The sequence below is a fragment of the Aureicoccus marinus genome (assembly GCF_002954325.1).
In the GTDB taxonomy this organism is placed as follows: Bacteria; Bacteroidota; Bacteroidia; order Flavobacteriales; family Flavobacteriaceae; genus Aureicoccus; species Aureicoccus marinus.
The window spans coordinates 2,272,531-2,298,979 of sequence record NZ_MQVX01000001.1 but is presented as its reverse complement, the minus strand read 5'-3'; the positions used below and the strand labels follow the sequence as shown (position 1 = coordinate 2,298,979).

General features: G+C 45.8%; 35 protein-coding genes. 13 read left to right on the top strand and 22 right to left on the bottom strand.

Annotated features, from left to right (window positions below; genetic code table 11):
* Window positions 1-4: 4 nt before the first annotated feature.
* The 6 genes from BST99_RS10805 to BST99_RS10775 all read right to left on the bottom strand — a co-directional run bounded on the left by BST99_RS10805 (window position 5) and on the right by BST99_RS10775 (window position 3,839).
* Window positions 5-205: a hypothetical protein gene (locus BST99_RS10805; protein ID WP_105001820.1), complete on the bottom strand. Its 201-nt coding sequence runs from the start codon at window positions 203-205 to the stop codon at window positions 5-7.
* Window positions 206-447: 242 nt separating this feature from the next.
* The gene (locus BST99_RS10795; protein WP_105001818.1) at window positions 448-1,023 is read right to left on the bottom strand and encodes a MarC family protein; all 576 of its coding nucleotides are present in this window, start codon (window positions 1,021-1,023) and stop codon (window positions 448-450) included.
* A 91-nt stretch (window positions 1,024-1,114) separates the two neighbouring features.
* Entirely contained in the window at window positions 1,115-1,696 is a 582-nt protein-coding gene (locus BST99_RS10790; RefSeq protein ID WP_105001817.1) for a TetR/AcrR family transcriptional regulator, read from the bottom strand.
* A gap of 24 nt (window positions 1,697-1,720) precedes the next feature.
* Window positions 1,721-1,849, bottom strand: coding sequence for an SDR family oxidoreductase (locus BST99_RS15130; RefSeq protein ID WP_219843836.1), 129 nt, complete (start codon window positions 1,847-1,849; stop codon window positions 1,721-1,723).
* A 20-nt stretch (window positions 1,850-1,869) separates the two neighbouring features.
* On the bottom strand, window positions 1,870-2,157 hold the full coding sequence (locus BST99_RS10780) for an SDR family NAD(P)-dependent oxidoreductase (RefSeq protein ID WP_105001815.1): 288 nt from the start codon (window positions 2,155-2,157) through the stop codon (window positions 1,870-1,872).
* 107 nt (window positions 2,158-2,264) lie between these two features.
* A complete protein-coding gene (locus tag BST99_RS10775; RefSeq protein ID WP_219843835.1) occupies window positions 2,265-3,839 on the bottom strand; it encodes a helix-turn-helix domain-containing protein in 1,575 nt (524 codons plus the stop codon).
* 244 nt (window positions 3,840-4,083) lie between these two features.
* Between BST99_RS10775 and BST99_RS10770 the strand changes: the two genes are divergently transcribed.
* Window positions 4,084-4,629, top strand: coding sequence for a hypothetical protein (locus BST99_RS10770; RefSeq protein WP_105001813.1), 546 nt, complete (start codon window positions 4,084-4,086; stop codon window positions 4,627-4,629).
* Here the strand turns inward: BST99_RS10770 and BST99_RS10765 are convergent.
* From BST99_RS10765 to BST99_RS10750, 5 genes are all read right to left on the bottom strand, one after another.
* Window positions 4,607-4,939 carry a DUF6503 family protein gene (locus BST99_RS10765; RefSeq protein ID WP_317046188.1) on the bottom strand — a complete coding sequence of 111 codons (333 nt, stop codon included), beginning with the start codon at window positions 4,937-4,939 and terminating at the stop codon, window positions 4,607-4,609. The genes BST99_RS10770 and BST99_RS10765 overlap by 23 nt on opposite strands.
* A gap of 5 nt (window positions 4,940-4,944) precedes the next feature.
* Window positions 4,945-5,352 carry a DUF6503 family protein gene (locus BST99_RS10760; protein WP_146106277.1) on the bottom strand — a complete coding sequence of 136 codons (408 nt, stop codon included), beginning with the start codon at window positions 5,350-5,352 and terminating at the stop codon, window positions 4,945-4,947.
* Between the two features lie 21 nt (window positions 5,353-5,373).
* On the bottom strand, window positions 5,374-6,051 hold the full coding sequence (locus tag BST99_RS10755; protein ID WP_105001810.1) for a metal-dependent hydrolase: 678 nt from the start codon (window positions 6,049-6,051) through the stop codon (window positions 5,374-5,376).
* A gap of 106 nt (window positions 6,052-6,157) precedes the next feature.
* Window positions 6,158-6,301, bottom strand: a complete 144-nt coding sequence (locus BST99_RS14385; RefSeq protein ID WP_181044211.1) for a hypothetical protein — start codon at window positions 6,299-6,301, stop codon at window positions 6,158-6,160.
* 138 nt (window positions 6,302-6,439) lie between these two features.
* Entirely contained in the window at window positions 6,440-8,095 is a 1,656-nt protein-coding gene (locus tag BST99_RS10750; protein ID WP_105001809.1) for a caspase family protein, read from the bottom strand.
* Between the two features lie 70 nt (window positions 8,096-8,165).
* Here BST99_RS10750 and BST99_RS10745 point away from each other — a divergent pair, with 70 nt between their 5' ends.
* Window positions 8,166-9,068: a hypothetical protein gene (locus BST99_RS10745; protein WP_105001808.1), complete on the top strand. Its 903-nt coding sequence runs from the start codon at window positions 8,166-8,168 to the stop codon at window positions 9,066-9,068.
* A 76-nt stretch (window positions 9,069-9,144) separates the two neighbouring features.
* On the opposite strand, the gene BST99_RS10740 is transcribed toward BST99_RS10745, so the two are convergent.
* Together BST99_RS10740 and BST99_RS10735 are read right to left on the bottom strand one after the other, a co-directional pair.
* The gene (locus tag BST99_RS10740) at window positions 9,145-10,938 is read right to left on the bottom strand and encodes a ribonucleoside-diphosphate reductase subunit alpha (RefSeq protein WP_105001807.1); all 1,794 of its coding nucleotides are present in this window, start codon (window positions 10,936-10,938) and stop codon (window positions 9,145-9,147) included.
* Window positions 10,939-10,941: 3 nt separating this feature from the next.
* Window positions 10,942-12,216 (bottom strand): ribonucleotide-diphosphate reductase subunit beta, encoded by a 1,275-nt coding sequence (locus tag BST99_RS10735; protein WP_105001806.1) that lies wholly within the window; start codon window positions 12,214-12,216, stop codon window positions 10,942-10,944.
* A 225-nt stretch (window positions 12,217-12,441) separates the two neighbouring features.
* Here BST99_RS10735 and BST99_RS10730 point away from each other — a divergent pair, with 225 nt between their 5' ends.
* From BST99_RS10730 to BST99_RS10690, 9 genes are all read left to right on the top strand, one after another.
* Window positions 12,442-13,041: a c-type cytochrome gene (locus BST99_RS10730; RefSeq protein ID WP_105001805.1), complete on the top strand. Its 600-nt coding sequence runs from the start codon at window positions 12,442-12,444 to the stop codon at window positions 13,039-13,041.
* A gap of 7 nt (window positions 13,042-13,048) precedes the next feature.
* Window positions 13,049-13,525 (top strand): (2Fe-2S)-binding protein, encoded by a 477-nt coding sequence (locus BST99_RS10725; RefSeq protein ID WP_105001804.1) that lies wholly within the window; start codon window positions 13,049-13,051, stop codon window positions 13,523-13,525.
* Window positions 13,526-13,528: 3 nt separating this feature from the next.
* Complete coding sequence (locus BST99_RS10720; RefSeq protein WP_105001803.1) at window positions 13,529-15,706, top strand: xanthine dehydrogenase family protein molybdopterin-binding subunit; 2,178 nt, start codon at window positions 13,529-13,531, stop codon at window positions 15,704-15,706.
* 10 nt (window positions 15,707-15,716) lie between these two features.
* A complete protein-coding gene (locus BST99_RS10715) occupies window positions 15,717-16,175 on the top strand; it encodes a hypothetical protein (RefSeq protein ID WP_105001802.1) in 459 nt (152 codons plus the stop codon).
* The gene (locus tag BST99_RS10710) at window positions 16,172-16,630 is read left to right on the top strand and encodes a GNAT family N-acetyltransferase (protein ID WP_105001801.1); all 459 of its coding nucleotides are present in this window, start codon (window positions 16,172-16,174) and stop codon (window positions 16,628-16,630) included. The genes BST99_RS10715 and BST99_RS10710 overlap by 4 nt, the downstream gene beginning before the upstream one ends.
* Before the next feature lie 3 nt (window positions 16,631-16,633).
* Entirely contained in the window at window positions 16,634-17,101 is a 468-nt protein-coding gene (locus BST99_RS10705) for a GNAT family N-acetyltransferase (RefSeq protein WP_105001800.1), read from the top strand.
* A 3-nt stretch (window positions 17,102-17,104) separates the two neighbouring features.
* On the top strand, window positions 17,105-17,347 hold the full coding sequence (locus tag BST99_RS10700) for a colicin immunity protein (protein ID WP_245916244.1): 243 nt from the start codon (window positions 17,105-17,107) through the stop codon (window positions 17,345-17,347).
* 77 nt (window positions 17,348-17,424) lie between these two features.
* Window positions 17,425-17,721 (top strand): hypothetical protein, encoded by a 297-nt coding sequence (locus BST99_RS10695; protein ID WP_146106276.1) that lies wholly within the window; start codon window positions 17,425-17,427, stop codon window positions 17,719-17,721.
* Window positions 17,718-18,890, top strand: coding sequence for a DUF6503 family protein (locus tag BST99_RS10690; RefSeq protein ID WP_146106275.1), 1,173 nt, complete (start codon window positions 17,718-17,720; stop codon window positions 18,888-18,890). The genes BST99_RS10695 and BST99_RS10690 overlap by 4 nt, the downstream gene beginning before the upstream one ends.
* A gap of 9 nt (window positions 18,891-18,899) precedes the next feature.
* Here the strand turns inward: BST99_RS10690 and BST99_RS10685 are convergent, their stop codons facing one another.
* From BST99_RS10685 to BST99_RS10645, 9 genes are read right to left on the bottom strand one after another with little or no spacing between them, the layout of a single operon-like run.
* Complete coding sequence (locus BST99_RS10685; protein ID WP_105001797.1) at window positions 18,900-19,325, bottom strand: hypothetical protein; 426 nt, start codon at window positions 19,323-19,325, stop codon at window positions 18,900-18,902.
* Window positions 19,322-20,818 carry a cryptochrome/photolyase family protein gene (locus BST99_RS10680; RefSeq protein ID WP_105001796.1) on the bottom strand — a complete coding sequence of 499 codons (1,497 nt, stop codon included), beginning with the start codon at window positions 20,816-20,818 and terminating at the stop codon, window positions 19,322-19,324. The genes BST99_RS10685 and BST99_RS10680 overlap by 4 nt, the downstream gene beginning before the upstream one ends.
* The gene (locus BST99_RS10675; RefSeq protein WP_105001795.1) at window positions 20,815-20,949 is read right to left on the bottom strand and encodes a DUF2256 domain-containing protein; all 135 of its coding nucleotides are present in this window, start codon (window positions 20,947-20,949) and stop codon (window positions 20,815-20,817) included. The genes BST99_RS10680 and BST99_RS10675 overlap by 4 nt, the downstream gene beginning before the upstream one ends.
* On the bottom strand, window positions 20,942-21,577 hold the full coding sequence (locus BST99_RS10670) for a flavin reductase family protein (RefSeq protein WP_105001794.1): 636 nt from the start codon (window positions 21,575-21,577) through the stop codon (window positions 20,942-20,944). Before BST99_RS10670 ends, BST99_RS10675 begins: the two co-directional genes overlap by 8 nt.
* Window position 21,578: 1 nt before the next feature.
* On the bottom strand, window positions 21,579-23,027 hold the full coding sequence (locus tag BST99_RS10665) for a cryptochrome/deoxyribodipyrimidine photo-lyase family protein (protein WP_105001793.1): 1,449 nt from the start codon (window positions 23,025-23,027) through the stop codon (window positions 21,579-21,581).
* Window positions 23,017-24,144: an FAD-binding domain-containing protein gene (locus BST99_RS10660; RefSeq protein WP_105001792.1), complete on the bottom strand. Its 1,128-nt coding sequence runs from the start codon at window positions 24,142-24,144 to the stop codon at window positions 23,017-23,019. The genes BST99_RS10665 and BST99_RS10660 overlap by 11 nt, the downstream gene beginning before the upstream one ends.
* Window positions 24,141-24,431, bottom strand: a complete 291-nt coding sequence (locus BST99_RS10655; RefSeq protein ID WP_105001791.1) for a TIGR03643 family protein — start codon at window positions 24,429-24,431, stop codon at window positions 24,141-24,143. Before BST99_RS10655 ends, BST99_RS10660 begins: the two co-directional genes overlap by 4 nt.
* Window positions 24,409-24,837: a DUF2452 domain-containing protein gene (locus tag BST99_RS10650; RefSeq protein WP_105001790.1), complete on the bottom strand. Its 429-nt coding sequence runs from the start codon at window positions 24,835-24,837 to the stop codon at window positions 24,409-24,411. Before BST99_RS10650 ends, BST99_RS10655 begins: the two co-directional genes overlap by 23 nt.
* Before the next feature lie 11 nt (window positions 24,838-24,848).
* The gene (locus BST99_RS10645; RefSeq protein ID WP_105001789.1) at window positions 24,849-25,013 is read right to left on the bottom strand and encodes a Lacal_2735 family protein; all 165 of its coding nucleotides are present in this window, start codon (window positions 25,011-25,013) and stop codon (window positions 24,849-24,851) included.
* Window positions 25,014-25,223: 210 nt separating this feature from the next.
* Between BST99_RS10645 and BST99_RS10640 the strand changes: the two genes are divergently transcribed.
* A complete protein-coding gene (locus BST99_RS10640; RefSeq protein ID WP_105001788.1) occupies window positions 25,224-25,643 on the top strand; it encodes an ABA4-like family protein in 420 nt (139 codons plus the stop codon).
* Window positions 25,643-26,446, top strand: coding sequence for a hypothetical protein (locus BST99_RS10635; protein WP_105001787.1), 804 nt, complete (start codon window positions 25,643-25,645; stop codon window positions 26,444-26,446). The genes BST99_RS10640 and BST99_RS10635 overlap by 1 nt, the downstream gene beginning before the upstream one ends.
* The last annotated feature ends 3 nt before the right edge of the window (window positions 26,447-26,449 follow it).

The window sequence follows — 26,449 nt, the reverse complement described above, 5'->3', positions numbered from 1 at the left end:
GAATTTACTTATCTATTCGTTCCTCGACCTTTTTAGAAAGCCGGAGGATCAGAACAAGAACAATTCCAATCAGGGAACAAAAAATTCCGATGAGGGCGATACCGCTGTCCCCATAGGTGATGTCTTCGAAATCAAGAACGGTACTGTTATAGATGATAAGCGCTACGGCTATAAGTACCAAAGTCAACTGAACCCACTTATTCATGCGGAAATTTTTATATGCAAATTTAAAGCTTAGATGGGCACTAAAAAGGGTTACCCTTTGAATTTTGACGATCAAATTGGCCGTTTAGCGTTTAAGGGAGGCTCATTTTGGGGTTCAGAATTCAGTATAAATCAACAAATGTTCGAACGGATTCTGTTAAAATCCAGACGAAAATCGAGCAAAGATCGATCTACGGCGCTTATTTTGACTGAACAAGTCTGTCCAGTTTAAACGGGCTTATTTTACTGAAAAAGCTGGGGGGCATTGGCCGCAAATAGCTTAACAGCGATAGCCATCAAGATCACTCCAAAGATTTTTCGAAGTATACTCAAGCCGTTTTTCCCGAGCTTCTTTTCGATTCGTCTCGAAGACTTCAGTACACCGTAAACGAAGATCATGTTGATCAGTACGGCGACGATAATGTTCTCGACATGAAATTCTGCACGTAAAGACAGAAGGGTGGTCATGGTTCCGGCCCCTGCAATTAACGGAAAGGCAATCGGGACGATAGAGGCACTTTCGGGCTCGTCGTCTTTATACAGGGTAATGCCCAAGACCATTTCCAGGGCCAGAAAAAAGAGGACGAAAGAACCGGCAACGGCGAAGGAGTTCACATCGATACCGATCAATTTAAGGATGCTTTCGCCCACAAAAAGAAAAGCAATCATGATGGTTACCGCTACCAGCGAGGCTTTCTCGGATTGGATGTGGCCAACCTTGTTACGCAAAGAGATGATGATGGGAACACTGCCCAAAATGTCGATTACGGCAAACAATACCATGGACGCCGTGAGGATTTCTTTTAATGCGAAGTTCATAGTCTTGAATTTTCGCCGCAAAGGTATTTGAAATAGGGAAGCGGAAAGAAAATAAATGAACGCCTTGTCGATTTTGCTAAAAGCGCATCAATCAGCCAAATACATCAACAAAATCGTCGATCATGGAGGTGATTCTTGACGGATCCTTCTCGGATTTCGCTAATACTTGAAGGCCGTTTTGAAAGGCATAGGTAAAATAAGCCAGTCGATTGCTCTCTTCTTTGCTCAATGGCTTATCTGAAGGAGCTGTCCGGCTAAAAAATTCGCGTAAAATTTGAAGGATAACCTCTTTGCTATCGCGAATAATATCAACGTATTGAGGCTCATTTGGCAACATCTCTACCGCTGTATTTACGACCAAACAACCGGGTGAGGAAGAAAAGGAAGGGGGCACTTGGCTTATAAGAACGAGCATCTTCCGTAATCCTTCCTTTCGGTTGGTTTCTGCCGCTAGCATATTCTTTAGCATGTCGCCATTGGACTTGGTGTAGGCGCTAAGCGCTTTTTTGAATAAATCACTCTTGTCCCCGTAGGTGGCATAGAGGCTTGCCCGGCTGATCCCAAGATAAGAAACGAGGTCCTGCATGGAGGTAGTGTGGAACCCTTTATTCCAAAAGAGTTCCACTGCTTTTTCCAGTGTTTCTACTTCACAAAACTGCTTTGTTCTTGGCATAGAGGTAAATTTGGTGATTTCAAATTAAACTTGCGCAAACCTGCCGTCTACAGAAATCTCAGCTCCAGTGATATAGCTGGATTCTGAGGATGCCAAAAACAGGGTGGTCTGAGCCACTTCATTCGACTGTCCAAATCGACCTAGTGAAACCATGCTTGGAAAAACAGCGGCCATTAGGTCAATATTTTCCTGAGAGACATTGTGCTTCCGTAGATTGGAGTTTCGATTGGTCCAGGAGCGATTGCGTTTACAAGGGCTTTGCTGTCGGCTGTATTGGATGCCTCCGGCTTGACCAATAGATGGTCTCCGGACAGTTCTTCCTCCAGAACGTTTAATTTTTCTGAGCTTTGACCCGTTAAAACCACCGTCGCTCCTTCTTGTAAATAGAGCTTGGCTGTAGCAAGTCCTATTCCGCTGGTAGCACGCCTTACGATAGCTACTTTTCCTGATAATTTATTCATGAGAGTTATATCAGAACGATTATTCCAATATAAAACAAATGTGTTGGAACAAACATTCCAAAATAAATAAAGAACTTAACTTTTAATTGGGAAATTAACCAAGTACCTCAAATTGACTTTTTGTTCTTAAGAAATGCTGATGGTGTGAGACCAGTTCGTTCCTTATAGGCTCTAACGAAAGAATCTTGTGATTTGAACCCGTACATTTCGGCAAGTTGAATCATTGATTTTTTACGTAGTTGTTTATGATTGATGTTTAAATCATTAACCATGTACTCTATTCTTAAGTCCTTGATGTATTTGGAATATGAGATATTAAAAGTCTCATTTATTAATCGAGATAAATAGGAACTATTAGTGCCTAGCTTATTTGCTAGTTCTACTTGAGAAATATCTTGATTAAGAAAACCTTTTTGGGCTTCCCAGTCTTTTAGCTCTAAAAGGAGTCTATTCTTTATGGTCTGAGGAATTTGATTTGATATAGATCTCTTTTTTGGGACAATATGTTTCTCGATAAGTGAACTTCGCCTTTTAATTAAAATAAATAGGACTAAGCATATAGCAATCAATATTACTATCTCTACTAATGGAGCATTTGAAGATGGAATTTCTCGATCTTTCATTAACTGGAAATCAATTAGGGATATTTTTTCAACTTCCAAATCTATCCTCTTCTTTAAACTATCGTAATATATTAGCCTCCTTAAGTATTGTTTTTCATTGTCTTTCTCATTTTTATCTATTGCATTATTTAGTAGTTCTTGATATAGAATTTCGACATTATCAATTAGAGGATAGTTCTTTGTGATTAGAATAGAATCTACTTTCTCAAAGTAACTTATTGCCTTAGAATTATTATTCATTTTTAGTTCACTACTTCCGATATAGAAGTATATGTCGCTTAAGGTAAGTGCGTTGTTTTGTGAATCTATATTTGACAGAATTTCTATAGCATTTTTATAAGATTGATTGTAATAAAAGGCTTGGCCGATTATAACATCATACGAGTTTAGAAAACTCTTAATCTGTAGCTCTTTGGCTAACTTTTTACCCCTATAAGCATAGGCTAATGCAGACTCAATTTCACCTACATTTAAGTGGCATTTACTCGTCGCATCCAAAGTATATAGTAATGTTTCCTTATAGTTTTCAAACTCTCTGGAATTAGATTCAAGAATTTCCAGACTCTTCAATTGAGACCCTAAAGCCTTAAATTCTTGACCGTATTCCCTTTGAATACCTGAAATAATATTTAAACTATTAACCACTCCTTCTCTAAACTCTATTGAGTCGCTTAAGTAATAGGAAGTAATGACTGTTTTAAATGCATTAGATGCTTCATCTTGTAAATAGAGATAAGTTCCAAATGATATTAATGACTCTGCTCGTGCAATAGGATCTTCTAGCTTGTAAGTTAGCCTTATAGCACTATCACTGTAGAGTTTAGCTCTATCTAAGGGTTCACTCCAAATCCTCCAGTCATAAACACTGAGTAGTTCATATTCATTGGATTCTTGTTTAGCTTTCCAAATATGATAATCAAGGATTGAATGCAGCCATTCTACATCACTCTGAATATCAGCACTTAACTCTAAATTGGTGAGTTCTTCGAAGGATAAGTTCTTTAAATCTGAAATTTTAATTTCGTTGTTCTTTTGAGTATAAGCAAGACTCTGAATCAAGAAACAAACCAAGACTACGGTCGTAGAAAAGCAATTTGATATTTTATAAATAGGAAAATTCATTTTACCCACAATTCTTAACGAATCAGTAAAGAATTCAACTGAGGACGTTATTTGTTAAATCCTTTCAAAATAGTTAAAAGATATTTTTTGGTTTATGCCCAAATTTGTCAGGATTGGCTGCAAGGAATATGCAGTAAAGAAAATTTACATTCATACCTTTAGTCTTTAAGCACTCAACATTATGGGACGCAAACATCGCAGAGAAATTATTTGGCTTATTGTCTCTACAGTACTAACACTCGTGGCCTATTCCGGACTTTTTGGCTCACGGTTTTTAAGTACACCCAGGCTATATGATCAAGTACCAGACATCCAGTTTGGTGATACTTATTTGGTGGTGGAGCCCATCAATTACTTCTTAAGCCTTCTGGCTATATTTGTATTTGCGATCTACTTACCGCGAGTGCTTCTTAATCGTTTTGATAACTCTTTAACCAACATCATTTTCTTATCTAGTAATGGGTACCTCATTTTACTGCTGGCCTTGCTCTTGCCATTTTTACCCATTTTAATTGCAACCCCAGGTCATTTTTGGGCAACAGGAGAAAACTGGATTATTACACCAGCTCTTGAATCAGAGAATGTCTTCAGGCAATTACAGCAACAAACGCGAATAAGAATGTTTCTGATTTTTGTGGAAGTGAGTCTGATTGTTCTTTTTGGAGTAACAGCCTTCTACACAGGACGAGGATCCTTGCTGTATACTAGCGAGGAATTACCTGAATAGCGGTATTGTTGATTTCTGAAAGTAGAATCAGTTCTTCTTTTTCCCAAAGGGACGGAAGACTGTCTAGGGGAGTGGATTTTTCTTCTGGCTTGAAATTCTTGTAATTCTGAAACACCATTCCTGATGCTTCGGTACGGGCAGTGGCCTCTCGGAACCGAACACCCCCACCATCGGTTGCATACTGATAAGCCAAAAAGTCCACCAAGAGAGTCTCTGTATTGATCCAATAACGGAACTCGTCCTCAAAATCAGTTCCGCCCCCTTCCTGATTAAACCGGATGTTAAGGGTCTGGTATTGCTTCCCCCCGATAGTGATCAGGCTCCATTTTCTTTAATCACCGCCTTATCCTTAAGAGGTAGCGGGAGGGCGAAAAAATACCCCACAGAATTGATGGATTCACTGTATTTGACTTGCAAACTGTCTGGGACATTCACCGCCAGATCATTGATGGTACGACTAAAATCTCCAGCGCTATTGAGTCGATCGAGTGTAGCCTTTTTTCCGTCTACTTTAAAGCGTGTGTATTCGTATTGACCATTTTGTCGCCATAAGGTGTAATGGTGATCCCTAAAATCAAAGGCGATGATCTGTCCATTCCATTGGTCCAGGCCATGAGCTTGAATACTTTGGTCAACCCATTCGTCTGAGGTATAGGATGGTCCAGTTTGGCAAGCGGCTAAAAGAAGTAGACCGAGAAGGGCCAGGGTAAAACGGTATTTCATGGATATTCGCTTATGCTCCATTTAAGTAGTGGCAGGCTTCTTTTCCTTACGCTTTAAATCAAAAGCCCCTGCAAGTAGGGCCAAAATGAAGTAAGCGGCCAGGGCATTTATGGTCAGTTCTTCCAGATTTTCGGAGGCAGGAAGTACGTAAAAATTTAAGGTGTTGACAGCGATTAAGAACAACAAAAAGAGCACCATAAAGAACTGCCGGGACTTTGATTTAGCTTGACTTTTAAAGAAGTAATAGCACCAGCAAACAACCAGGAGCGAAAGCTCTGCCGAAAAGGCCATGTGTTTGTTTTGCCAGAGCCCAAATCCGTATTTGGGATCACCGTGCACCAGCGGTAGATCCGGTGTGTGAACCAAGAGGTCTACAAACCAATGCGAAACCACCGATAGTCCTAAAAAGAGGGCGATGCGGGAGGTTTTTTTCTTTTTGGAAGGCCAAATCAGGTACAGGAGTATAAAGGCCAAGGACCAAACAATGGAAGCGAGCAGGCCATGGGTATAGGGAAACTCCATGACAAAATTGTTCACCTGGTTGTGGCTGTCTTCAAAATGAAGGGATTCAATACCGTATAAGGCGAAAGGAAAAAAGAAGATGTCGACAAGCTGTACACCAATAAAAAGCATTCCAAGCGAAACCGATGGTTCTTTTCCTTTTAAAGCAAAAGCTGCTGCGTAATGACCGACGAACATGCTAGAGTGATGTTATTGAACTAGTTGATCGCTTGAAGATAAAGAAATATACATGTGAGCAGTTCAAATTTCGTTCACAGGTCACTGTTTTTCTATCAAAGGCCGGCTAAAAGGGTCTTAGAATTGGAAGTAGTTCAAGGCTGTTGACTTCATAGGTTCTGCGGGCCAATTGGTCCGCACTGGTAATCGGTGTTTTTTGGGCATAAAGATTGGCGCTTCCGGCCCATGCGCTGATCAAAAGAAGCGCCAATTTGATTGTTTTTCTCCTGAGGAAAATGATGTTTGATTTTCTTCATTAGAAGCGCAACCAAAAAAGCTGTTACCACTTTATGAGGAGCGGTCAGATGATCCGCCTAAGCGGTTGGAAGAGGGTCATGGATGGCGCGGTTTAATCCTTGAGGGCCCGACAGGCCTCCATGCTGTTGTTGTTGCAGGCGATTTTGAGCCAGTAAAGAGCGTTTTTTTCGTCCGGTGCACCGAGTTGACCATTGCGGTAGAGCATTCCGAGACGGTACTGGGCCTCATAGAAGCCTTTTTCGGCCGATTGTTCATACCAATCTTTGGCCTTGTCGGCATTTTTAGGGACTCCCCAGCCATTTTCATAGAGTATTCCCAGTCCGTTCATTCCCCACTCATGCCCGGCGTCGGCTGATTTTTGGTACCAACTTAAGGCTTGGGCATAATCCTGTGGAAGACCTCGGCCTTCCCGGTAGAGACCTGCTAAGTTGGCCATGGCTAAAGGATTCCCGGCACGGGCCGCCTTGCGATACCAATAGGCGGCATTGGCTTCGTCCTTTTGCACCCCAATTCCAATAGCGTAATTGACGCCCAGTTCATACTCTGCTTCAACAATACCTGCATCGGCTGCTTTGGTTAGCCACTCATAGGATTTGGCCGGATCGTAACCGGTTCCCAGCCCTATAAAACGGTAACTGATACCGAGTTCCAACATGGCGTCAGCCTGTCCGAGAGCGGCGGCTTTTTCGAACCATTTGGCACTTTCGTTCATGTCGCGTGTCAAGCCCATTCCCCAACGGTACATATACCCCACTTTGAAGAGGGCTTCGGCATTTCCAGACTTAGCTGATTCTTTATACCAGTAGAGGGCGTCGATAAAGTCGTTCACCTCGTAGTAGGCATTGGCTTTTTGCAGTGGTGTTCTTTTTTGCTGACCTCGCTTAACTGGGGGGATAGGTGTTGGTGCCGGTTGATCCGGGTCTCTGATGACCACCTTCTGACTGTCTATACACACTTCCCCCTCAATGATCACCCCTTTGGGTTCTACGATTTGTTTTTGGTTTTTAGCAAACACCTCGGCGGCAGTGCGGTTGATGATGTCGCTGATGCACCCTCCTTTGCTTAGGTTGGCGCTAAAGAAATCGGTAAAAGGATTGTTCGCGCTTACACGGGTATTCTCAAAGGTGGAATAGACGGTTATGGTGTTGACCCCCAGCGTTGCCTTTTTTAAGCCAATTCCTCCCGTGGACTTATAGGTGCTGTATAGATTCTTCCAGAACGGGTTGTTTCGGCAGGCGTCGTAAATGATTACTCGAGGAATAGGCAATTTGCGGTTGTTCTTTTTAATCGTCGTGAGCTCCAATAAGCTGAGCAGCCCAACATTGGCCTCCTTCATCAGGGTGGGGTTATCTTCCGCGATACTGGCGCTGACAGGCATGAGGTAGTCTTCATTGTCAAACTGTATGCCGTGGCCGTTGTAGTAGATCAATGCAAAATCGTAATCTCCCATGGCTTTTCCGAAATCACTGATCAGACGAAGCATATCGGTTCGACCTAGGTCGTAACCGCTCATCACATCAAAACCCTGGTCAAAGAGGGTTTGCTTCATTTTTTCACCATAATCGACCACACCTTTGAGTTTTCCGGTCTCATAGGCCTGGTTAGCAACCACAAGGGCGATACCCCGACTGTTTTCAGAAGCGGAATGCTTGGCGAAATCGCGCTGTGCATGAAGGGGTGAAAAGGCCCCTAAAAGTAGGCCCAACAAAAGAGAAAAAGAGGTACGAAGGAGTGAAGAGAAAGTCATTTTCTTATCGGTTGATCTTGGGGAAGTTAAGGAATCCTGCTATTTTGGGGACGCTAGTTAGAAGCAGACCATGAAAAAAACAGCTCTTTTCCTCTTTGCGACGGCTTTTTTATTGAACTCAAACCTGAGTGCCCAGAATAGAGATTCTATTTTGCAGCAGGCCCGCGCCCAGTATAAACAGACCACTTCCGATATTTTTTCTCCTTTCAAAAGTGTTGAAGTTGTTCCCACTTTTCAGTTGGGCTACCTGATGGAAAAACAGCAGTACGATCAATTCGTCAACACCTATTTCGAAAACCAAAGCGAGGGTGTTGAGTTTGATGAAGAAAAGCAGGTCCTTAGCGATAATATTCCCGATAAGGACGCGCGCGTTCCCACCAGGAAGTTTCGCTTTTTTGAATTGCCCATCATCTTGCAATCAGGAGATCGCGTAAAACTGGAATTTGGGCGCTCAGCTGATATGGTTTCGGCCAATCAAGAGGTGTCTTCAAAATTGGTGCAGGCTTTAAGGGAAGTTTTGGAGGAAGCCAATGCAGCTCTTTTAAGAGACTCTATCCCTCCGATTCGAAGATTGTATATCAGCGCTAGTACAAACGGTAAACACTCGCCTACAAGCAACCATTCGCGTAAAGAGGCAATCGATATCAGTGAGGTCAATGGCCAGCGAATGATTTACAACCACTTTTCTTCGCAGCAACGCGAAAAACTAAAGGAGTTATTGGCCAGTTTGGATTACAGAAGCCAACTACGCGACAGCGATTATATTCGGGTCGAAGGACAGCCTTATGCCCTGGATGAGATCTTTTTATCGGACAGAATCCAATACCTGCAGGCGGCCATGCTGAACCATCCCTATACCCGGGAGAATTTTGGGCCTTTTCTCAAAACTAAATATGCCAAAGAAACGGGCAAACTCAATCCCAACCATCCTGTGGGAGGACACCAGGACCACATACACTGGTCTGTGCGTTAATACCTTAAACGAAGAAAGGCTTCCCTAAATTTCTTTTGGAAAGCCCTTCTCTTCGAGTTAGTAGTAAAATAGTTGTTTACGCTTCGCAGCTCGCGCAGTCTTTTTTCTGCTTGAACTTCTGCGCTGCGTTCATGCTGTGCTGGTAGTAGAGGGATTTAAGCCCCAACTTCCAAGCCGATACATGGATGTGGTTGATTTCTTTGATCGGCATGTCCGGGTGAACAATGATGTTTACAGACTGTCCTTGGTCGATATGGTTTTGGCGGTTAGCCGCTTGGTAAACGATATCGAGTTGATCGATCTCAGAGTAGGTTCTGAACACATCCTTTTCTTGATCGGTCAAGAAATCCAAGTGTTGAACTGATCCGTCCATATCGCGGATGCTGGTCCAAACTTCGGGCGTATCCTGTCCCTTTTCTTCAAGGAGTTCCTGAAGGAAAGGATTCTTGATGGTGGTTTTGATTTTTGCAATATCCTTCACGTAGACATTGGACCAGATGGGTTCAATCCCCTGTGAAACCTGCCCGAGGATGAAGGCGGAGGAAGTGGTAGGTGCCACAGCATTCAACGTCGCATTTCTTCTTCCGTATCCTTTGAGCATAGCAGGCTCTTCGAAACGCTCGGCCAATGCTTCAGATGCTTTGTAAGAACGCTCTTTGATTTCTCTAAAGATTTCGTTGTTCAAATCGTAGGCTTCTTGGCTGTTGAAAGCTAGACGCTTGGATTGAAGTAGGGAGTGCCATCCAAGTACCCCAAGACCCAGGGCTCTGTTGTCTTTTGCGAAGTTGTAGGCGCGCTCCATAAACAAGAATGTCTGGCGATCGTCGCGGTTCTCAGAATCGCGGTAGCGCTCTAGTTTTTCCAGAAACTCTGTGATAACAGCATCCAGGAAGTGTACCATGGTTTCAACCGCGTCGGTGTCTTTCCACTTATCGTAGTGCAAGACGTTGATGGAAGAAAGTACACAGACAAACGACCAGTCTTCGTTAGAAGGCAACATGATTTCTGTACAGAGGTTACTGGCGTAGATGGTGTTGTTTTTGTCTTTGTAGACGTCTGGTTTCCCTTTGTTCGCGTTGTCGCTAAAGAAGACGTAAGGGTAGCCCATTTCACCACGGCACTGCAGTACCTTGGCCCATACTTTACGCTTGTCAACGTCTCCATCGATCATCTCTTGCATCCACTGATCAGAAACGGTAACCCCGTGAGTCAGTTGCTGAATTGGATTTCCTTCTGTTCCGATTTCCAAGAATTCCATGATGTCCTGGTGATCGATCGGAAGGTAAGGGGAGAAACGACCACGGCGAACAGATCCCTGACTAACGACGTCAACCATGGATTCAAAGAGTTGCATAATGTGAACAGAACCAGAAGCTTCACCGTTGTTCTTAACGGCAGCTCCGCGATGACGGATTTTACCAAAGTAACCGGAAGTACCGCCCCCCAACTTTGACATCATTCCCACTTCTGATTGGGTGTACAGAATGTTTCCCATATCGTCGTCGATGTGGGAACCGAAACAACTGATAGGCAATCCTCGTTCACGTCCAAAATTGGACCATACTGGTGATGCTAAAGAGAAGAAACCTTCCGACATATATCCGTAGAATTTGTCTGAGTATCCTGGGATACCGAGGATTTCTTCGGCCCGATCAGCCACTTCACGAATTCGTTCTTCCGGAGAGACACCTTTTTTCAGGTACCCTGAGGCCAAAAACTTCCGGCTGTTTTCATTCAACCATTGGAAAGCTTCTTTTTGAGGTTCCTCTTGGCGTTCTCGCATCCCTTCTTTTCGGGCTTTTACGAGTGCTTCTCCGTTGTTTACTTCTTCGGTTAGTGTTTGTGGCTTTTTCAGGCTTTGGTCTTTCATTTTCTAAAACAGGTCATCACTGGTTATACTTTGGGTTCTCTTGCTGTAATTGATAGATCGTTTGACGAAGAAGTCACCGTGCTTGGTGCCGATGATTTCATCGTTAAACCATTCCGTTTCTTGAAGTAGGGTGGCATCGGTTTCAAAAATCGGATCTATCCCTATGCTCTGGAGTGAGCGGTTGAAACGGTTCTTAATGAACTCGTTAATCAAATTCTTTGGCAGGAAGTCCAGTTCGCCCTCTTCGAAAATCCAATCGATGATTTGGCTTTCGGCGTCAAAGGCTTTGCGGCACATTTCCTGAATCATTTCGTTGTACTCTTTGGTGAACCACTCTGGGTGCTCTTCCTGAATGATCTTGATCACGTCGATTCCAAAATCTCCGTGGATCTGCTCTTCCTTCGAAGTCGCTTCTACCACATTCGAAATTCCTTTCAGCATGTTTTTGTGCTTGTTAAAAGCCATGATGATCAGGAACTGAGAGAAAAGAGAAACATGCTCGATGAATACAGAAAAGAGTAGAATGGCTTCTGCGTACTCCTTGCGGTCATCGCTTTTGGCATTTTTAAGCGCAGTCTCCAGGTACTTGACACGCTTCATGATGACCGGCTTCTTTTTCAGGCTTTCGAATTCGCGGTTTAGACCGAGGATTTCGAGTAGGTGAGAATAGGCGTCAGCGTGGCGGACTTCACTTTCTGCAAAAGTGGCTCCTACAGCACCGATTTCTGGCTTGGGCATTTTTTGATAAATGTCTCCCCAAAAGGACTTGACGGCCACCTCGATTTGAGAAATCGCCAGCATGGTGTTTTTGATGGCTGATTTTTCTGTTTCGTTCAAACGTGTTTTGAAATCTTGGATGTCACTGGTAAAATTAAACTCCGTATGGATCCAATACGAGTGACGAATCGCAGGGACGTATTCGTAGAGCTGTGCGTACTCGTATGGCTTCAGGTTGATGCGCTTTTCGAAGATGTCACTCTTGCGGCTCAACGCTTGTTTGTTTCGGTACAGAATGTAAGCCTTCGCAGCAGAGTGGAACGCACTGGCCATCAACTTGTCTTCTACCACATCTTGCACTTCTTCTACGGTGGGCATGTAATCAGCATCCTGGTTTTTGCGATCTTGTAATACGCTGAAAACCTGTTTACTAATTTCTTCGGCATCTCCTAAATTACCCTCTTCAACGGCCGTCATGGCCTTCATAATGGCATTCGTGATTTTGTCCAACTCAAAGGGTTGAGTGTCAAAATCCCTTTTGATAATATGTGTTAGCTCCATGAAATTGAGATTTGAATCGAAACGAAACGGACTATAAAGTTCCTCCGATATTTGGTTTCTCCTACTCTTTTTTATTTCATGTTCTTAACACTTTTATTAACATGGAATTTACATTTCTGACCACCAGTACTTAAGCAGAATTATACCGAATATTTTATTCTGATGAATTCTTTCTTAACTTGTTAGAGGAAAATTTTTCGGCTAAATCCTAAATAGCCAACCCATATGAAAGCACGATTATTTACCCTCTTTTTATTCTGTGCTGGGGTGCTTTTTGCGATGCATTGGAATCGCCCAAAGTCCACCATGGAGGTTGTAGAAGAACCTCCAGTAGTCGAAAGAGAAAATTTCGATAAGATGATGTCGGTGCTCACCCACCGCCGATGCGTGAATTGCCATCCGAATGACGGGGTCCCCAAACAAGGGGAAGACAGCCACCCACACAACTTTGGGATTAACGGAAAGCAAGACAGCCATGGCTTTGCCGCGACCAATTGCGCCAGTTGTCACCAGGCAGAGAACAATACCTACTCAGGGGTGCCCGGAGCTCCTGAATGGAGTTTGGCGCCCTCGAGTATGAAGTGGGAAGGCCTGAGCCCCATAGAAATTGCAGAGTCCATGATGGACCCCAAGCGCAATGGAGGCCGAACCCCAGACGAGGTGATGCACCACCTCACGGAACATGAACTGGTGCTTTGGGCTTGGGAACCTGGAGTAGACGCTCAGGGCAACCCCAGAGAAACCCCTCCATTGAGTAAGGAAGAATACATCCGCGTGGTCAAGGCGTGGTTCGAACAAGGCGCCGTCATTCCGGCCGCCGAATAAAAAGACTATGAAAATTTCATTTACTATTAATGGCCAGGACCAAACGGTCGAAGTGGCTGATCCCTATACCCCTTTGTTGTGGGTAGTGCGGGATATTCTCGATTTAAAAGGAACCAAATTCGGTTGCGGAAAAGCCGCTTGCGGTGCCTGTACTCTTCACGTGAATGGAGAAGCTGTTCGTTCCTGCAGCTATGCAGTAAAATTTGCGGAAGGCGCCCAAGTCACGACCATCGAAGGCTTGGGAACCAAAGAAAATCCGCATCCGGTTCAACAAGCCTGGAAGGATCAGGTAGTCCCACAATGCGGTTACTGCCAGCCCGGATTTATGATGGCCACCGCAGCTCTACTCGAGAAAATTCCAAACCCTACGGACGAGGACATCGATCAGAACATTATTAATGTATGCCGGTGCGGAACCTATTACCGCATGCGGAAAGCCATCCACCAAGCCGCCGAATTGGCGAATAATTCAACCAAAGAATAAGCCATGGCCGGAAAGAAGAAGATATCGAGAAGAAAGTTTTTGGTCCGGGGCGGACTGGGAACCGTAGGGGTTATGGCTGTGGGTACCGTCTTGTTTCGGAATCCCCTGAGAAGAACCATCATGGATTTTGCTGAGACCGCTCCGCCCATGTACAGTGGTTCGGGTACCGAGCCTCAGCTTTGGTTTGAACTAACAAAAGACAACAAAGTACTTTTTCATTCGCCCAAGGTCGAAATGGGCCAGGGGTCCTTTACCAGTTTTGCTCAAATGATCGCCGACGAGATGCATTTGCGGATGGATCAGGTAGAAGTCATTGCGGCCGAGACAGCGACCGGGGTTGTGGATGGACTCAGCACCGGAGGAAGTCTTTCCGTGGCCGGTTTGTGGCAACCTCTGCGTGAATTAGCAGCGACCATGAGGATGATGCTTATTAAAGAGGCCGCAAGTCAAAGTGGTCAAGAAGTTTCCTCCCTTACTGCTGAGGAGGGCTATGTCACGGCCGGAAATCAAAGCTGGTCCTATGCCGAAATCGCCTCTAAAGTAGAGAAGTGGGAGGTGCCGCATACGCCAGAATTAAAGGAGCTCAAGAGTTATAAGCATATTGGGAAGCCGGTGCCTCGTGTCGATTTGGATGCCAAGGTCTTTGGTGATCCCATTTTTGGCTTGGACGCTCAGAAGGAAGGCATGGTGCACGCTGCAGTCATCCGTCCTTCAGTGGTGGGCGCCAAATACAAGAGCTATACCAGTACCGGTGTAGAATCCATGCCGGGCTTTGTTCAGGTGGTGGAAGGGGAGAACTGGGTGGCCGTCTTGGCGGATTCCTATCCCGAAGCCCTGATGGCCGAGACCAAATTGGAGGTCGAGTGGGACATTCCGAAGAAGTGGTCAGAAGAAGATCTCCAGGACATGTTGCAAGTCGGAAAAGGCAAACGCATGATTACCCAAAAGGAAGGGAGTGCGCTCGATGATGATGAGGAAGGCGTTGTAAGCCTGAGTTTTTCTTCTCCTATGGGAGCTCACGCTCAGATCGAGCCTAACGGTGCCTTGGCCTATTTTGATGACAAGGGATTGACCGTGGTCTTGTCGACCCAGGTTCCGGGGATCACGCGTACTCAACTGAGCGACGCCATGGATATGAAGGAAGAACAAATCAATGTGGTACCCACCTTCCTCGGGGGAGGGTTTGGTCGACGTTTAGATACTTCCCACGCGATCATTGCCGCTCAATTGGCGAAGGCAGCGGGCAAACCGGTCAAGTATCAGTTTTCACGGAAAGAAGAGTTTCAGCATGATACCTTTCGACCTCCGACCTACCATACCGTTAAAGGAAAGCTCAATGCCGAGGGTTACCTCGACAGTTTAGAGCACCACTACGCCAGTGGGGATGTTTCTGCGAATTCGGCTATTGCCCTAGCCAATACGGCAACCAAAATATTAGGTACCGATATCGGGGCCATGCGCGGAGGAAATGTGATGTACAATGGAATTCCGAATCACCGGGCCGTCCAATGGCATACTACTTTGCCCTTTGCAACCAGTTGGTGGAGAAGTCTCGGGCTCTTGGCCAACACCTTCGCCATTGAAAGCTTTGTGGATGAAATGGCGCTAAAAGCCAAAAAGAACCCGGTGGAGTTTAGAACCCAGGTGCTGGGGGATGAAGGTATGCATGGACGATTGAAAAAAGTCATCGAAAGAGCTGCCGAAGTGGGCGCTTACAGCGACACTTTTACCAACGGCAGGGCGATGGGGTTTGCAGCATCTACCGATACCAATGTGCCCTCGGCCCATGTGGTGGAAGTGTCGATAGAGGAAGGGCAAATTGTGGTTCACAAAGTCACCTGTGTTCTGGATTGTGGCGTTGCGGTTAATCCGGATCAGGTCCGAGCCCAGTGCGAAGGATCTATTATTATGGGGATGAGTGCCTCCCTTTTTGAACGCATGACCCTTAGGGATGGGGAACTGTTTCCTACTATTTATGGTCCTTACCGCATGGCTTTGATGAAGCACGCTCCCAAAGAAATTGTGGTGGATTTGGTGCAGGGTGCTGACATCCCCTTACCGGTCGGAGAACCGCCTTTGGGTCCGATCGCGGCCGCAATTGGGAACGCGATTCGAAGACTGACGGGTGAGCGCCTCACCGATATTCCATTGCAGGAAAATTTAGATCAACTACTCGCTTAGGTTGTCAAGGATGCAAATAAAACCCCATACATTCTTTTTCATCGCCACTTTGGGGATCTTGATATTTGGTTTAGGTTTTGAGCAGGATTGGTCTTTTGATCTAAACATACACGATAGTTGTTTGGTGGTCGACCATGCGAGCATGATTGTATTGTCGGTTTTTATACTCTTTGGCCTTTGGACATTTTACACCTTGGTTGACCGGTATATTTACCCCTTGCATCGCGGAATGGTATGGCTACACATAGCCCTTAGCTTGGGAAGCCTATTTCTTTGTCTTTTCTGGACCTTCAATGATCCGATTGTATCTGATCTCCAAGCTGTGATGCCTTTATTTGATGCTTATGAAAGACAAATGGAGCGGATCTCACTTGTTGTGCTCATTTTTCTGCTTGGACAATTCATGTTCCCCATCAATATTTTTCGGTCGGTGATTTTAAGAGCACGCAACAGACGTTTAGAAGTATGATTACGCGATACGAACAAGCCCTGGAATCCGATGTGCAAGCCATTGTGGACTTATTGGCAGCCGATCCCTTGGGTAGTCAGAGAGAAGGGTTAGCGCCGGATCTTCATCAAAAATACCAATCGGCATTTCAGCGTATAGACCAAGACTCGAACCAGGAGTTGTGGACGGTCAAATCAGAAGAGGGTGAAGTGATTGGCTGCTTTCAACTTTCCTTTTTGCAGTACCTGACCTACCAAGGTGGTCTGCGGGCGCAGATCGAAGGTGTACGCCTAAAAGAGAGTGTGCGCGGACAGGGTCTGGGTCAGGAAATGTTCGAGTGGGCCATTGCCCGTTCCAAAGAAAAGGGGGCGCACTTATTGCAACTCACCACCGATAAAAAGCGGCCGGAAGCGCTGAAGTTTTATCAGAAACTCGGTTTTGTAGCTTCCCATGAAGGAATGAAATTGCATTTTTAAAGCATGGAAGCAAGCGTGAAGATTATTTCTTTTGAAGACCAATACCGGGAAGATTTTGGCCGGTTGAATTTTGCTTGGTTAGAAAAGTACTTCTATATCGAGGAATACGACAAGAAGGTACTGGGTGATCCACGTACTTATATTTTGGATCCGGGAGGGCATATTTACCTTGCCCTGATCGACGGAGCAGTGGCCGGCACCGTAGCCTTGATCGCCCGAGGAGAAGACACTTTTGAACTTTCGAAGATGGCGGTTTCGGAAGAATATCTTGGGCAGCGCGTGGGGCAAAAGTTGATGTATGCCTGCATCCATTTTGCGGCGGAGCTCGGTTCTAGACGTCTTTTTCTGGACTCCAATACCATCTTGACTCCTGCGATTACTTTGTATAAGAAGGTGGGTTTTAAAGAAATACCCGTCCCTAAGGATTCCCCTTATGAGCGGTGTAATATTCGAATGGAATTGATGCTTTAGATTATGATGAATAGAGATGAACTGATAGCACTTGGGAAACGAATAGTCAATTGCGAAGCCGATTCGGAAGAAGAACTGAACGCTTTGTGTCTGCTTTTCAATGAAAATGTTCTAGATCCTGCGGGCTGCTCACGTTTCTATTACCCCGAAAATTTTAATTCCAGAAGAGATGATCTATCGAAGTACAACCCCACCGTTGAAGAGGTGGTTGATCACTTATTAGCATACAAGCCTATTCGACTCTAAAAAGAAGATTATTGGTCATGACCTGGTTTTGGAGATTGCGAACGGTATTCGCTGCTGTTGCCTCATAAACCAACTGAATGAGTAAAACAGCAACGACAATATTGTGCTGGGACCGCTTTGAGCATGGTTCTAAGGTAAGGAATCCGTATTTTGATTGGATGAAACACAAGAGGAATCCCCGTTTGGTGAAACAAGTCATTCTGCCCGCTCTGCTCTGGGGCTTTTCCTTTACCGCCTGGATGACTCTTTGGGATGTCTATGATGGTAAAGGGATTGATTGGGCCAAATCCTTCTTTTTCTTTTTGGTGATGTCTCTCCTTTGGGGAGCATTTGATGCCTGGCGGTGGAAAAAACAGAATCAGAACGAGGCATGAAGAAAGTCCGTGTTTTATGGGGCTTGATCGCCCTTGTCGTTTTTGTAAGCTGCCAACAGAAAAAAGGCCTTGACGAAGTCTTGATAGAAGACATGCTCAACCGCCTGATGGAAGCGCACGGAGGAGTCGAGAGTTGGGATAAGGTGAGCTATTTATCGTACACCAAAAAAATTCAGCTCTTTACGGAAGAAGGGCAGCTCGAAAAGGAAGTTACTCAGTTACACACCCTGGATTTTACAGCGGGTATTACCCAGATGAGCTGGGAAGAAAATAACATGACCTACCAGGCGACCCGCTCGCGAAAAGGCTTGTCTCTCACCGAAAACGGAAAACCGATTACAGATAGTCTTCGTTTGGAAGGCACCCAAAGAAGTCTGGATGGAGCGCACTATGTATTCTGGCAGCCCAGAAAGCTCCTGGGTGAGGCAGCGCATATACAACTGGGGCGTGAGCGAACCCTGTTTAATGGGGTGGAAGTCTTCGAGCTCAAAGTCGTCTATCCGGAAGAAGAAAACGGGGATGTATGGTACTACTTTATTGATAAAGAAAGCCAACGCTTGGCGGCGACCGGAGTGGTCCACCAAGAGCGGATCAGTTTGATCATCAACGAAGAAACCGAGTCAGAGACGGGGCTGTATTTGAATAAGAAGCGCAAGAGTTACTTCACAGATAAAGAATTTAATCCGCTCTATTTGCGCGCCAGCTACGACTACCAAGTGGATGAATTCAGAACCAGGGACATGGTAGCCGTCAACCCCTCCGTGGGTGCAGTGGAGCCTTCTGATAAGCAAAGGGGAGCCCATGTGTTTCGGCTAAGAGACACCGGTGGTTTAGCCCAGGTCAAGGCTCTTAATGTGGAGTGGGTGACTTTGGTGCCTTGGGGATTTCAGAAGGTGGTCAGTAGTGGTAAGATTACCCACCATTACGGAGACGAAAAAGAGCTGCAACGTCGGGATTCCGCCTGGATATGGCGTATTGGGCAAATTCGCGAAAAAGGCTTCAAGGTGTTTTTGAAACCCCATGTTTGGTTAGATGAGACCGAAGATGGAGAGTGGAGGCAACACATTTACCCCGAGAACTCCCAGGAATGGGAATTGTGGAAATCGGACTATCGAAGTTTTGTCTTGCGCTATGCCCGAATCGCAGAAGCCGCCTGCGCATCCTTGTAGGACTTTTGATTATTCGTCGTAGTACCCCAGATCCAGAACATCAATTTTTCTCTGGGCCATACGGTCCAGAAACTTCTTGTTTTCTTTGTAGTTCTTGTTCTTTTCGAACTGGATGAAGTTGCCGTTGGCGTGGATACTGTAGAACTGGGCGTTGTAAAGGTTCAGTCTGTAGTAAGGGATTACCCAGGAAAACCGCTCTAGTTTGCTGGTGTAATGCACAATGATCCCCTTTGGACGCAGCTCAATATTGCCGTAGTCGATTTCAGAAAATTCCAGCTTTCCCAACTTGAGTTTAGGGCTGATTTGATGAATCATCAGCCGCCCAGAACCAATTCCGCCCAAGCGAATGCGCTCCATTATAGAAAAGGATTTTCCCAGTTGTTGATCACTCTCAAAGAGGTAGTCTTCGTTCTTGTAGGTGGTGTTAAAAATCATACGCTTTGTTCGGCATTTAAACGGTTTAAAAAAGCTTCGCCATGCTCCAAGTGCAGGGCTTTTTTCTCGGGAGACATTTTGTCAAAAGTGCGGATGAGCATAGAAAGCCTTGGGTTTTTTAAGAAGAAATCCCGCTGCTTGTCCATGAATCTCCAAAACAGACCGTCCCACTGGGCCTGCCAATCTCCCTTTTTGTAATTACTCATTTTCATCAGGTAATTGCTTCCGCTGATATAGGGTTTGGTCGAAAGTAGGCCGCCATCGGCAAATTGACTCATCCCATACACATTAGAGACCATGACCCAGTCATAGGCATCGATAAAAAGCTCCATAAACCAGCGGTAGACCTCGTCGGGATCAAACTCGCAAAGCAGCATGAAATTGCCGAGGACCATCAGGCGCTCAATATGATGGCAATAGCCGGTTTGGAGTACTTTTTTGATGGTTTGATCAATCGGAGGAATACCTGTAGTTCCTGTATAAAATGAAGGCGGGATCTTCCGGTCAAACCCCCAGTAGTTTCGGGTTCTTTGCTCTTGTCCTTTGCTGTGATACACCCCCCGCATAAACTCACGCCAGCCAATAATCTGACGCAGGAAGCCTTCTGTAGAGTTCAGGGGAATGCTGTTCTTTTCGGCGAAGTCCAGGCTCTCTTCCACGATCTGTTCCGGGCAGAGCAAGCCGGTGTTGAGCATGGGTGTCAGTACGCTGTGGTTAAGGATGAGGTGCTCGGCCACGATGGCGTCTTCGTACGGCCCAAATTCGGCAAAGCGCTCGGTTAAGAATTGCCGAAACCAGGCTTGTGCTCCTTCAAAATCGCTCGGGTAATAGGGTTGCTCTCCAACGCTTCCGTAGTGGTGGGCAAAGTGAGTTTCGACATAGGTACAGGCTTCCTCATAGTAAGGGTCGGTATCCGGAAATTGAATAGCTGGAGGTGTTTTTTTAGCGGGATACTTCTTGCGGTTTTCGGTGTCAAAGGTCCATTTTCCTCCAGCGGGTTGCTCGTCTTCGACCAGCAATAATCGGCGTTGCTTGCGCTGTTCTTTGTAAAATGTAGTCTGAAAGAACTTCTTTTTGTCGGGTCTAAAGAAGCTCTTGAGCTCCTCTCGGTTCAGTAAAAAAGAAGGGGAATCCAGGCATTGGGTGGTCATTCCGTGGTCAGTAGCTCCTTTTTTAATACGTCTTTCTAACCAATCATCAGCCGGGTCGATATAGACCAGTTTCTCGTACCCTTCTGTTTTGAGGGCCGGGATGAGCACACGAATATCGGATTCTTCCTCCGTGGCGGGTATGTAGCGCACTTCTTTTTGCTGAGCTTCCAGAAAATCGGCGTACTTCTTCATGGAACTGCGGTGGTACACCAACTTCTGTTTGTGGAAGGGGTAGTGAGCAAAGAAGAGGTATTCTTCGATCACAAAGAGCGGAGCCTCTTCCTCAAAAAGAGGAGAGTGCTCAAAGAGTTGATGTGGAAAAACCAGGTGCGCAGTTTTCATGTGTTTTTATTTCTTCTACAGCGCTCGCTGCAGTATTTGACTTCGTCCCAATTCTTCTCCCATTTTTTGCGCCAGCTAAAGGGCCTTTGGCAAACCGGACAGGTCTTTTGAGGGAGGTGTTTCTTATTCATTTGTAAAGTCGGGGCTTTCTTCCACCCGGGCATAGGGATGCCAGGCTTCTTTCTTTAAACTGTAATACGTATTCAGCCCCGAAATTCCTACGCTGCCGCTGGCTTCCAGGTTTACATCTTCATCTACCCAATACGCTTCCGGAAAAGTCAATTGGGTAATTTCGCCAATCACAAAATAGGTTCCATTCCACTGAATAGGGATGACCTCTTTGAGGCGCATCCCCATTTTTACTGTGCTTTCTTTTACGAAGGGCGCCTGGAACCCCTCCAAGTATTCGGGCGTAAGGCCACAGCGTTCAAACTCCGAATGATCAGCCGGAAATTTGGCCGAGGTGTAATGCGCCTTGGTAATGAATTCTTGCCTGATGTGGTTGATGGTGTACTCTCCTGTCGTCTCAATATTTCGGAGAGTGTGGCCCACTTCTTCGGTTCGAGGACGGGCGACAAAGCCCAATAGAGGGGGGCGGCTTCCCAAGTGAACCAGGGAACTAAAGATAGCCAGATTGGCCCGACCCTCAGCGCTAGTCGTACCGATAAGGTTGGCCGGTTTTATGCCGGTAATCGCATTGATCAGCTTCAGGTTGGTAATGCGATCCAGATCGCGAAGTTGTTCTTGAGAGTAGTTCATATTACCTTGGGTTATTGACGTGTTTGGCCATCAGGCGTTTTTGTTCCTGGCGTACGACCGGATGTTCCCGGTGACCCCATACTTTATCACGGGCGGCTCGAGCACTTTCTTGTAAATCCACGATAGGGGCCGGATAATCTTTGCCGATAAAGACCTGACAAAATTCTTGTTCCATCGGACTCATGGTCCAGGGTTCGTGCAGGTAGGCCAGGGGCACGGCTTCTAGTTCCGGTACCCATTTACGGATGAAGGCGCCTTCTGCGTCGTGCTTTTCGGAGTTTTTGACCGGGTTGTAGAGGCGGATGGTATTGATGCCCGTTGTTCCGGCCTGCATCTGAAATTGAGGGTAGTGAATTCCCGGTTCGTAATCCAAGAATTGTTGGGCCAGGTGGTACACCCCATCCCGCCAATCCTGATCCAGGTTGAGGGTGAAAAAAGAAACCAACATCGCCCGCATTCGGAAGTTGATCCAGCCTGTTTTACTTACGGCTCGCATACAGGCATCTACCAGTGGGTAGCCCGTTTGCCCTTCCTTCCAGGCGTTGATGTAGGCCTCATTTTTATGGCGTTCCAAGAGCTCATAGCCGCGGTTGATGCAGTGGGTTTCGTAGGTGCACTCCATTTCGAATTTCTGGATAAAATGATCGTGCCAATTCAGACGCTGCAGCATGGGCAAGTACTGCTTGCGGTTGGCGTGGGTATTCAGGTATTGAAAGCATTGGCGAACGGTGAGGTTTCCCCAAGCGATATAAGGCGAAAGACGGCTACAGGATGAGCGACTGGCCAGGGGTTTCGAAATATTTCTTTGGTAGTTCTTGCCCCGATCTTCTGCGAAAGAAGTCAGGTATCGCCAGGCATTTTTTTCGCCTGCCGGTTGGTAGTAGTCCGGATAGTTTTCCCATTTTTTTTGAAGCTCATCCGGTATACCGTAAGGATGATCCAAGGGATCCAAGGTGGATAGGGTATAGGTATTGCGGAAGACCGGTTCCAGCATTTTCTTCCCCCAAATTACATTCCAGGATTTTCTGTTTTTGATACCCCTGAGGATACCATCCCGTTGAAATTCTTGCCATTCGATGCCCTGCTCACGGCAAAAAGCAGCGACTTGTTTGTCTCTTTTCCAGGTCGCCATGACTCCACTCTCTCGGTAGCTCAATAAGGAGAGGATAGGCTGTTCCTTTTGAATATGAGTTAGGGCCTCAACGGCTTCGCAATAGAAGAGTTCCGCTTTTCTTTTTAGGGGAGCGAGTTGTTTTTGAAGAGCCTGTATGGACTGGTAGACAAATTGCAGGTGCCGCAGGGAGGTGTCTGGATATTGGAGTAAGGAGGGTTCAAAGAGGTAAATGATGCGGTAGGGTTTACCGCTGGCCTCTGCCACAAAGAGGGCCTCGTGATCCTGCAGCCGCAGGTCTCTTTTTAACCAAACAATATGGGCGGCTTCAAAAGGCACTTTTGAGTTCTTTTTGGCATTTTTTCCAGAAAGCAAAAAAGGAGCGGTAGTAGCCCTCTACATGAAACATCCAATCCCTTTCGTGTTCGATTCCTCTGTAGTGTTCGTTAAAGGGATGTTCTTTAAAATGGATTTCGGAGGCGCCGCAGTGTTGCTGCAGTTGACTAAAGGAACCAACAAAAACCTGAAGGTCTTTGATGTTTTTACCTAATCCCAACATAAAGTCCACCGAGTTTTGGGAGATCGGGTAGGCTTCAAAATGTTCGGGTTCAAGTAAAAGCACCCGGTTGGCATCTTCCTCCTGCTCCCATCGGGGGTCCAGGTTGTAGAAGTTGTACACATAGGTGGGGACTTCCATGTGTATCTCCAGGGTATCGCTTTCTGGCAAAGGGGTATTGAGTTCGGGCATGGCGGCCTCCTTCAGGACCTCGGGAACCGGCATGTCCGGGAAGTCTTGATAGGCCACATCCAAAAAGCTTCCCCTCTGCTTTGTAAAGCAGTATTTGTTGATGTTTTCTTGGTTGGCGTAGTACTTTTTGTTGCTGTTCGCTCCGGCAACCCACTGCCAACTGAGGGCGTTGCTCGCCCAATCGCCATCGAGGAGGTGGTAGTACATCCACTTGGCTGGTGTTTTCCAATGGCTTTGGCCCATATTGCAGCAAATCGACGCAGTGTACATGCGCAGGTGGTTGTGCATATACCCGGTTTTGTAGAGGTTTTTGATTCCTCGATCGATGGCTTCGATTCCGGTTTGCGCCTGCCCTATGGAGATGGGCATGGCCGTATGGGCTATGGGTTCCTGAATGTTCTTCAGGTCGTGGTCAATGGCCTCGCCCTTGGCTTTTTGGACCTGCTGCCAATAATCCCTCCAGGCCAATTCCTGAATGAATTTTTCCATGCTGCTTAGGGAATAGGGGGTTTCTTCCCGCACCCAGTCAAGGACTTGCTTGGTAGAGATTACTCCCCGAGAAATATAAGGTGACAGATAGGTCACTGCTCCGTTCAAGAAGTTTCGGGTCTTCCCGTACTTGATCGGTTGTACCTGCTTCATGCGGTACAGTATATCTTCGTAGGTCGTTGGGAAGGCCCTAATCTTGTTGTCAAAGAGGTCGTTCATCGCCGTTTGCTGATTTTGTTTCCGGTGATGGCGCGTTGTCGCGAGCACCGAAAGCGGTTGATATCGGGATTTCTTTTTTTGAGGTGCTTTTGGCTGACCCCGCTGTTGACTCGCTTCCGCCAGCGTTTAAAACTGGAGGTCTTCAGTTCTCTTCGCATCAGTCGGATGACCTCTTTTTCGGGTAATCCAAATTGAAATTTGATCGCCTCAAAGGGAGTTCGGTCTTCCCAGGCCATCTCTATGATGCGATCCAGTTCGCGCTCATTAAAGGAGGTCTGTTCCGCCATCTTGATTTACTTTTTTCCAGATCAACTCCGCATTGAGGTAAAAGCTACCTAAGAAATCGAAATTGCAGTACTCAGGCTCGATCAAGGATAAAAAGGATACTCCATTTTCTCGTTTGTAGAGGTGGTAGACCTGGCCAACAATGGGTTCGAACGAGAACTTCGCTCCAAACAGGAGTTTGTTGTGCTCGAATTCTTCCATCATCTTATCGTACTGGGCCTTGAGCTCCCGGTACTGGGTCTGCATCTTTTGGTTGACCTTATGAATGCTCCGTTTTTTCCAAGCAAGGGAGTCGGTGGCCTCGATTTTAGGTGCACCGACATTGGTCGCATAGGGTTTTAAGGCCGCATCGTACCGCTGAGTCTCTTCATCAAAGACAACGTTATCTGGTTTTTTCTTTTTGGTCATGTGCCTAGCTCTTATTCCAGAGCATCTAGTTTTTTCATGATTTCTTCTGCCTCAAAAACCTTCTGATCACTTAGTTTTCGGTTGGACGTGGAAAGGGCATGAGCCTCCTTCATGAGTTTCTGGTACTGCTCTTGCAGCTTTTCTTTTTCTGATTTTTTCTTGAATAATCCGAACATAAAAGCAATATGTTTAAGAAAAATTAAAAATAATTAAACAAAAAGGATTTGACCTGCTCCGGGTTGTTATTTTTTGTTAAGTCAACCGAAATTTTAGTTCAATTTCACTTTTGATCGGCAATTCAAGTGCTTAAAAAGACAACTCAACAGAATTCATTCCGTAAATCATGAAGTTGATAGCATATTTGGGTCAACCAAAAATCAAAAAACATGACAGCTGATACTGTATTTTCTATCGCCGGCACCAGTGTTTTGCCCATGTGGCTGCTGATGATCGTGCTACCCAAGTGGAAGGTGACCCGTTTTCTTGTGGATTACCGGGTCCTTCCGCTTTTACTTTCGTTGGTCTACGCGACCTATATCGGAATCTCCTTGCAGGGCGGGGCCAACTTCGACTTTAGAACCTTGGATTCTGTAATGAATTTATTTACCGAAAAAGACGCCGTTTTAGCGGGATGGATACATTACCTCGCTTTTGATCTTTTAGTCGGAATGTGGATGGTTCAAAGGAACCGTACTCTGGGGATTCATCCGGTACTTATGGCGCCTTGTTTATTCGGGACCTTTATGTTTGGCCCCGTGGGCTTTCTTCTGTTTTCTCTTATCCGAAGCTTTAAAAAGGAGAACTAATGGAAACGTATACTCATGTACCCGTACTTCATACCGTACGCAAAAACAGCCCCTTTTTATATGCCGTGGTGATGATTCACCTGGTGGGAGCTTTGGCTGCAACAGCTGGGATCTTTATAGACGAACGAGAATTGATGGGCATCAATGTCTGGATTAAACCGTTGAAGTTTTGTCTTTCTGGAGCGATTTATATTTTAACAGTGGGTTATCTAATCAACTTTTATCCCTACTCAAATCGAAAGAAACATGTGCTTCGAAATATTGTTTCGATCACCTTACTCATCGAAATTGGAATCATTGTTTACCAGGGGGCTCGAGGGGTAAAATCCCATTACAATCAGGATTCAGCCTTTGATGGAATTCTCTTTGCCCTGATGGGACTGTTGATCGGAATCAATGTGTTATTGATGGTTCTTTTTGCCTTTGATACCTTGCGCACAAAAATGAATACTCCTCAAGCAGTTCAATGGGGGATCTTTTTAGGATGGCTTTTGGTCCTGTTTGGGAGTTGGGTCGGAGGCCGAATGATTGGGCAAATGGCCCACAATGTTGGGGTTGCCGATGGAGGAGAAGGCCTGCCAATTTTGAATTGGAGCACCATAGCGGGAGATCTGCGGGTAGCCCACTTCTTTGGATTGCATGCCATTCAAATTATACCGTTATTCGCTTTGGGGTTGGTCAAAGCCAAAAGCCCAAAGTCCCTGCAATTGATAGGGGTTGTGGTCTTTGCTTTGCTCTACGGGGGCTTTATCGGATACACCTTCTGGCAAGCTAAACAAGCCCTGCCTTTTTTGACCTTATAGAAT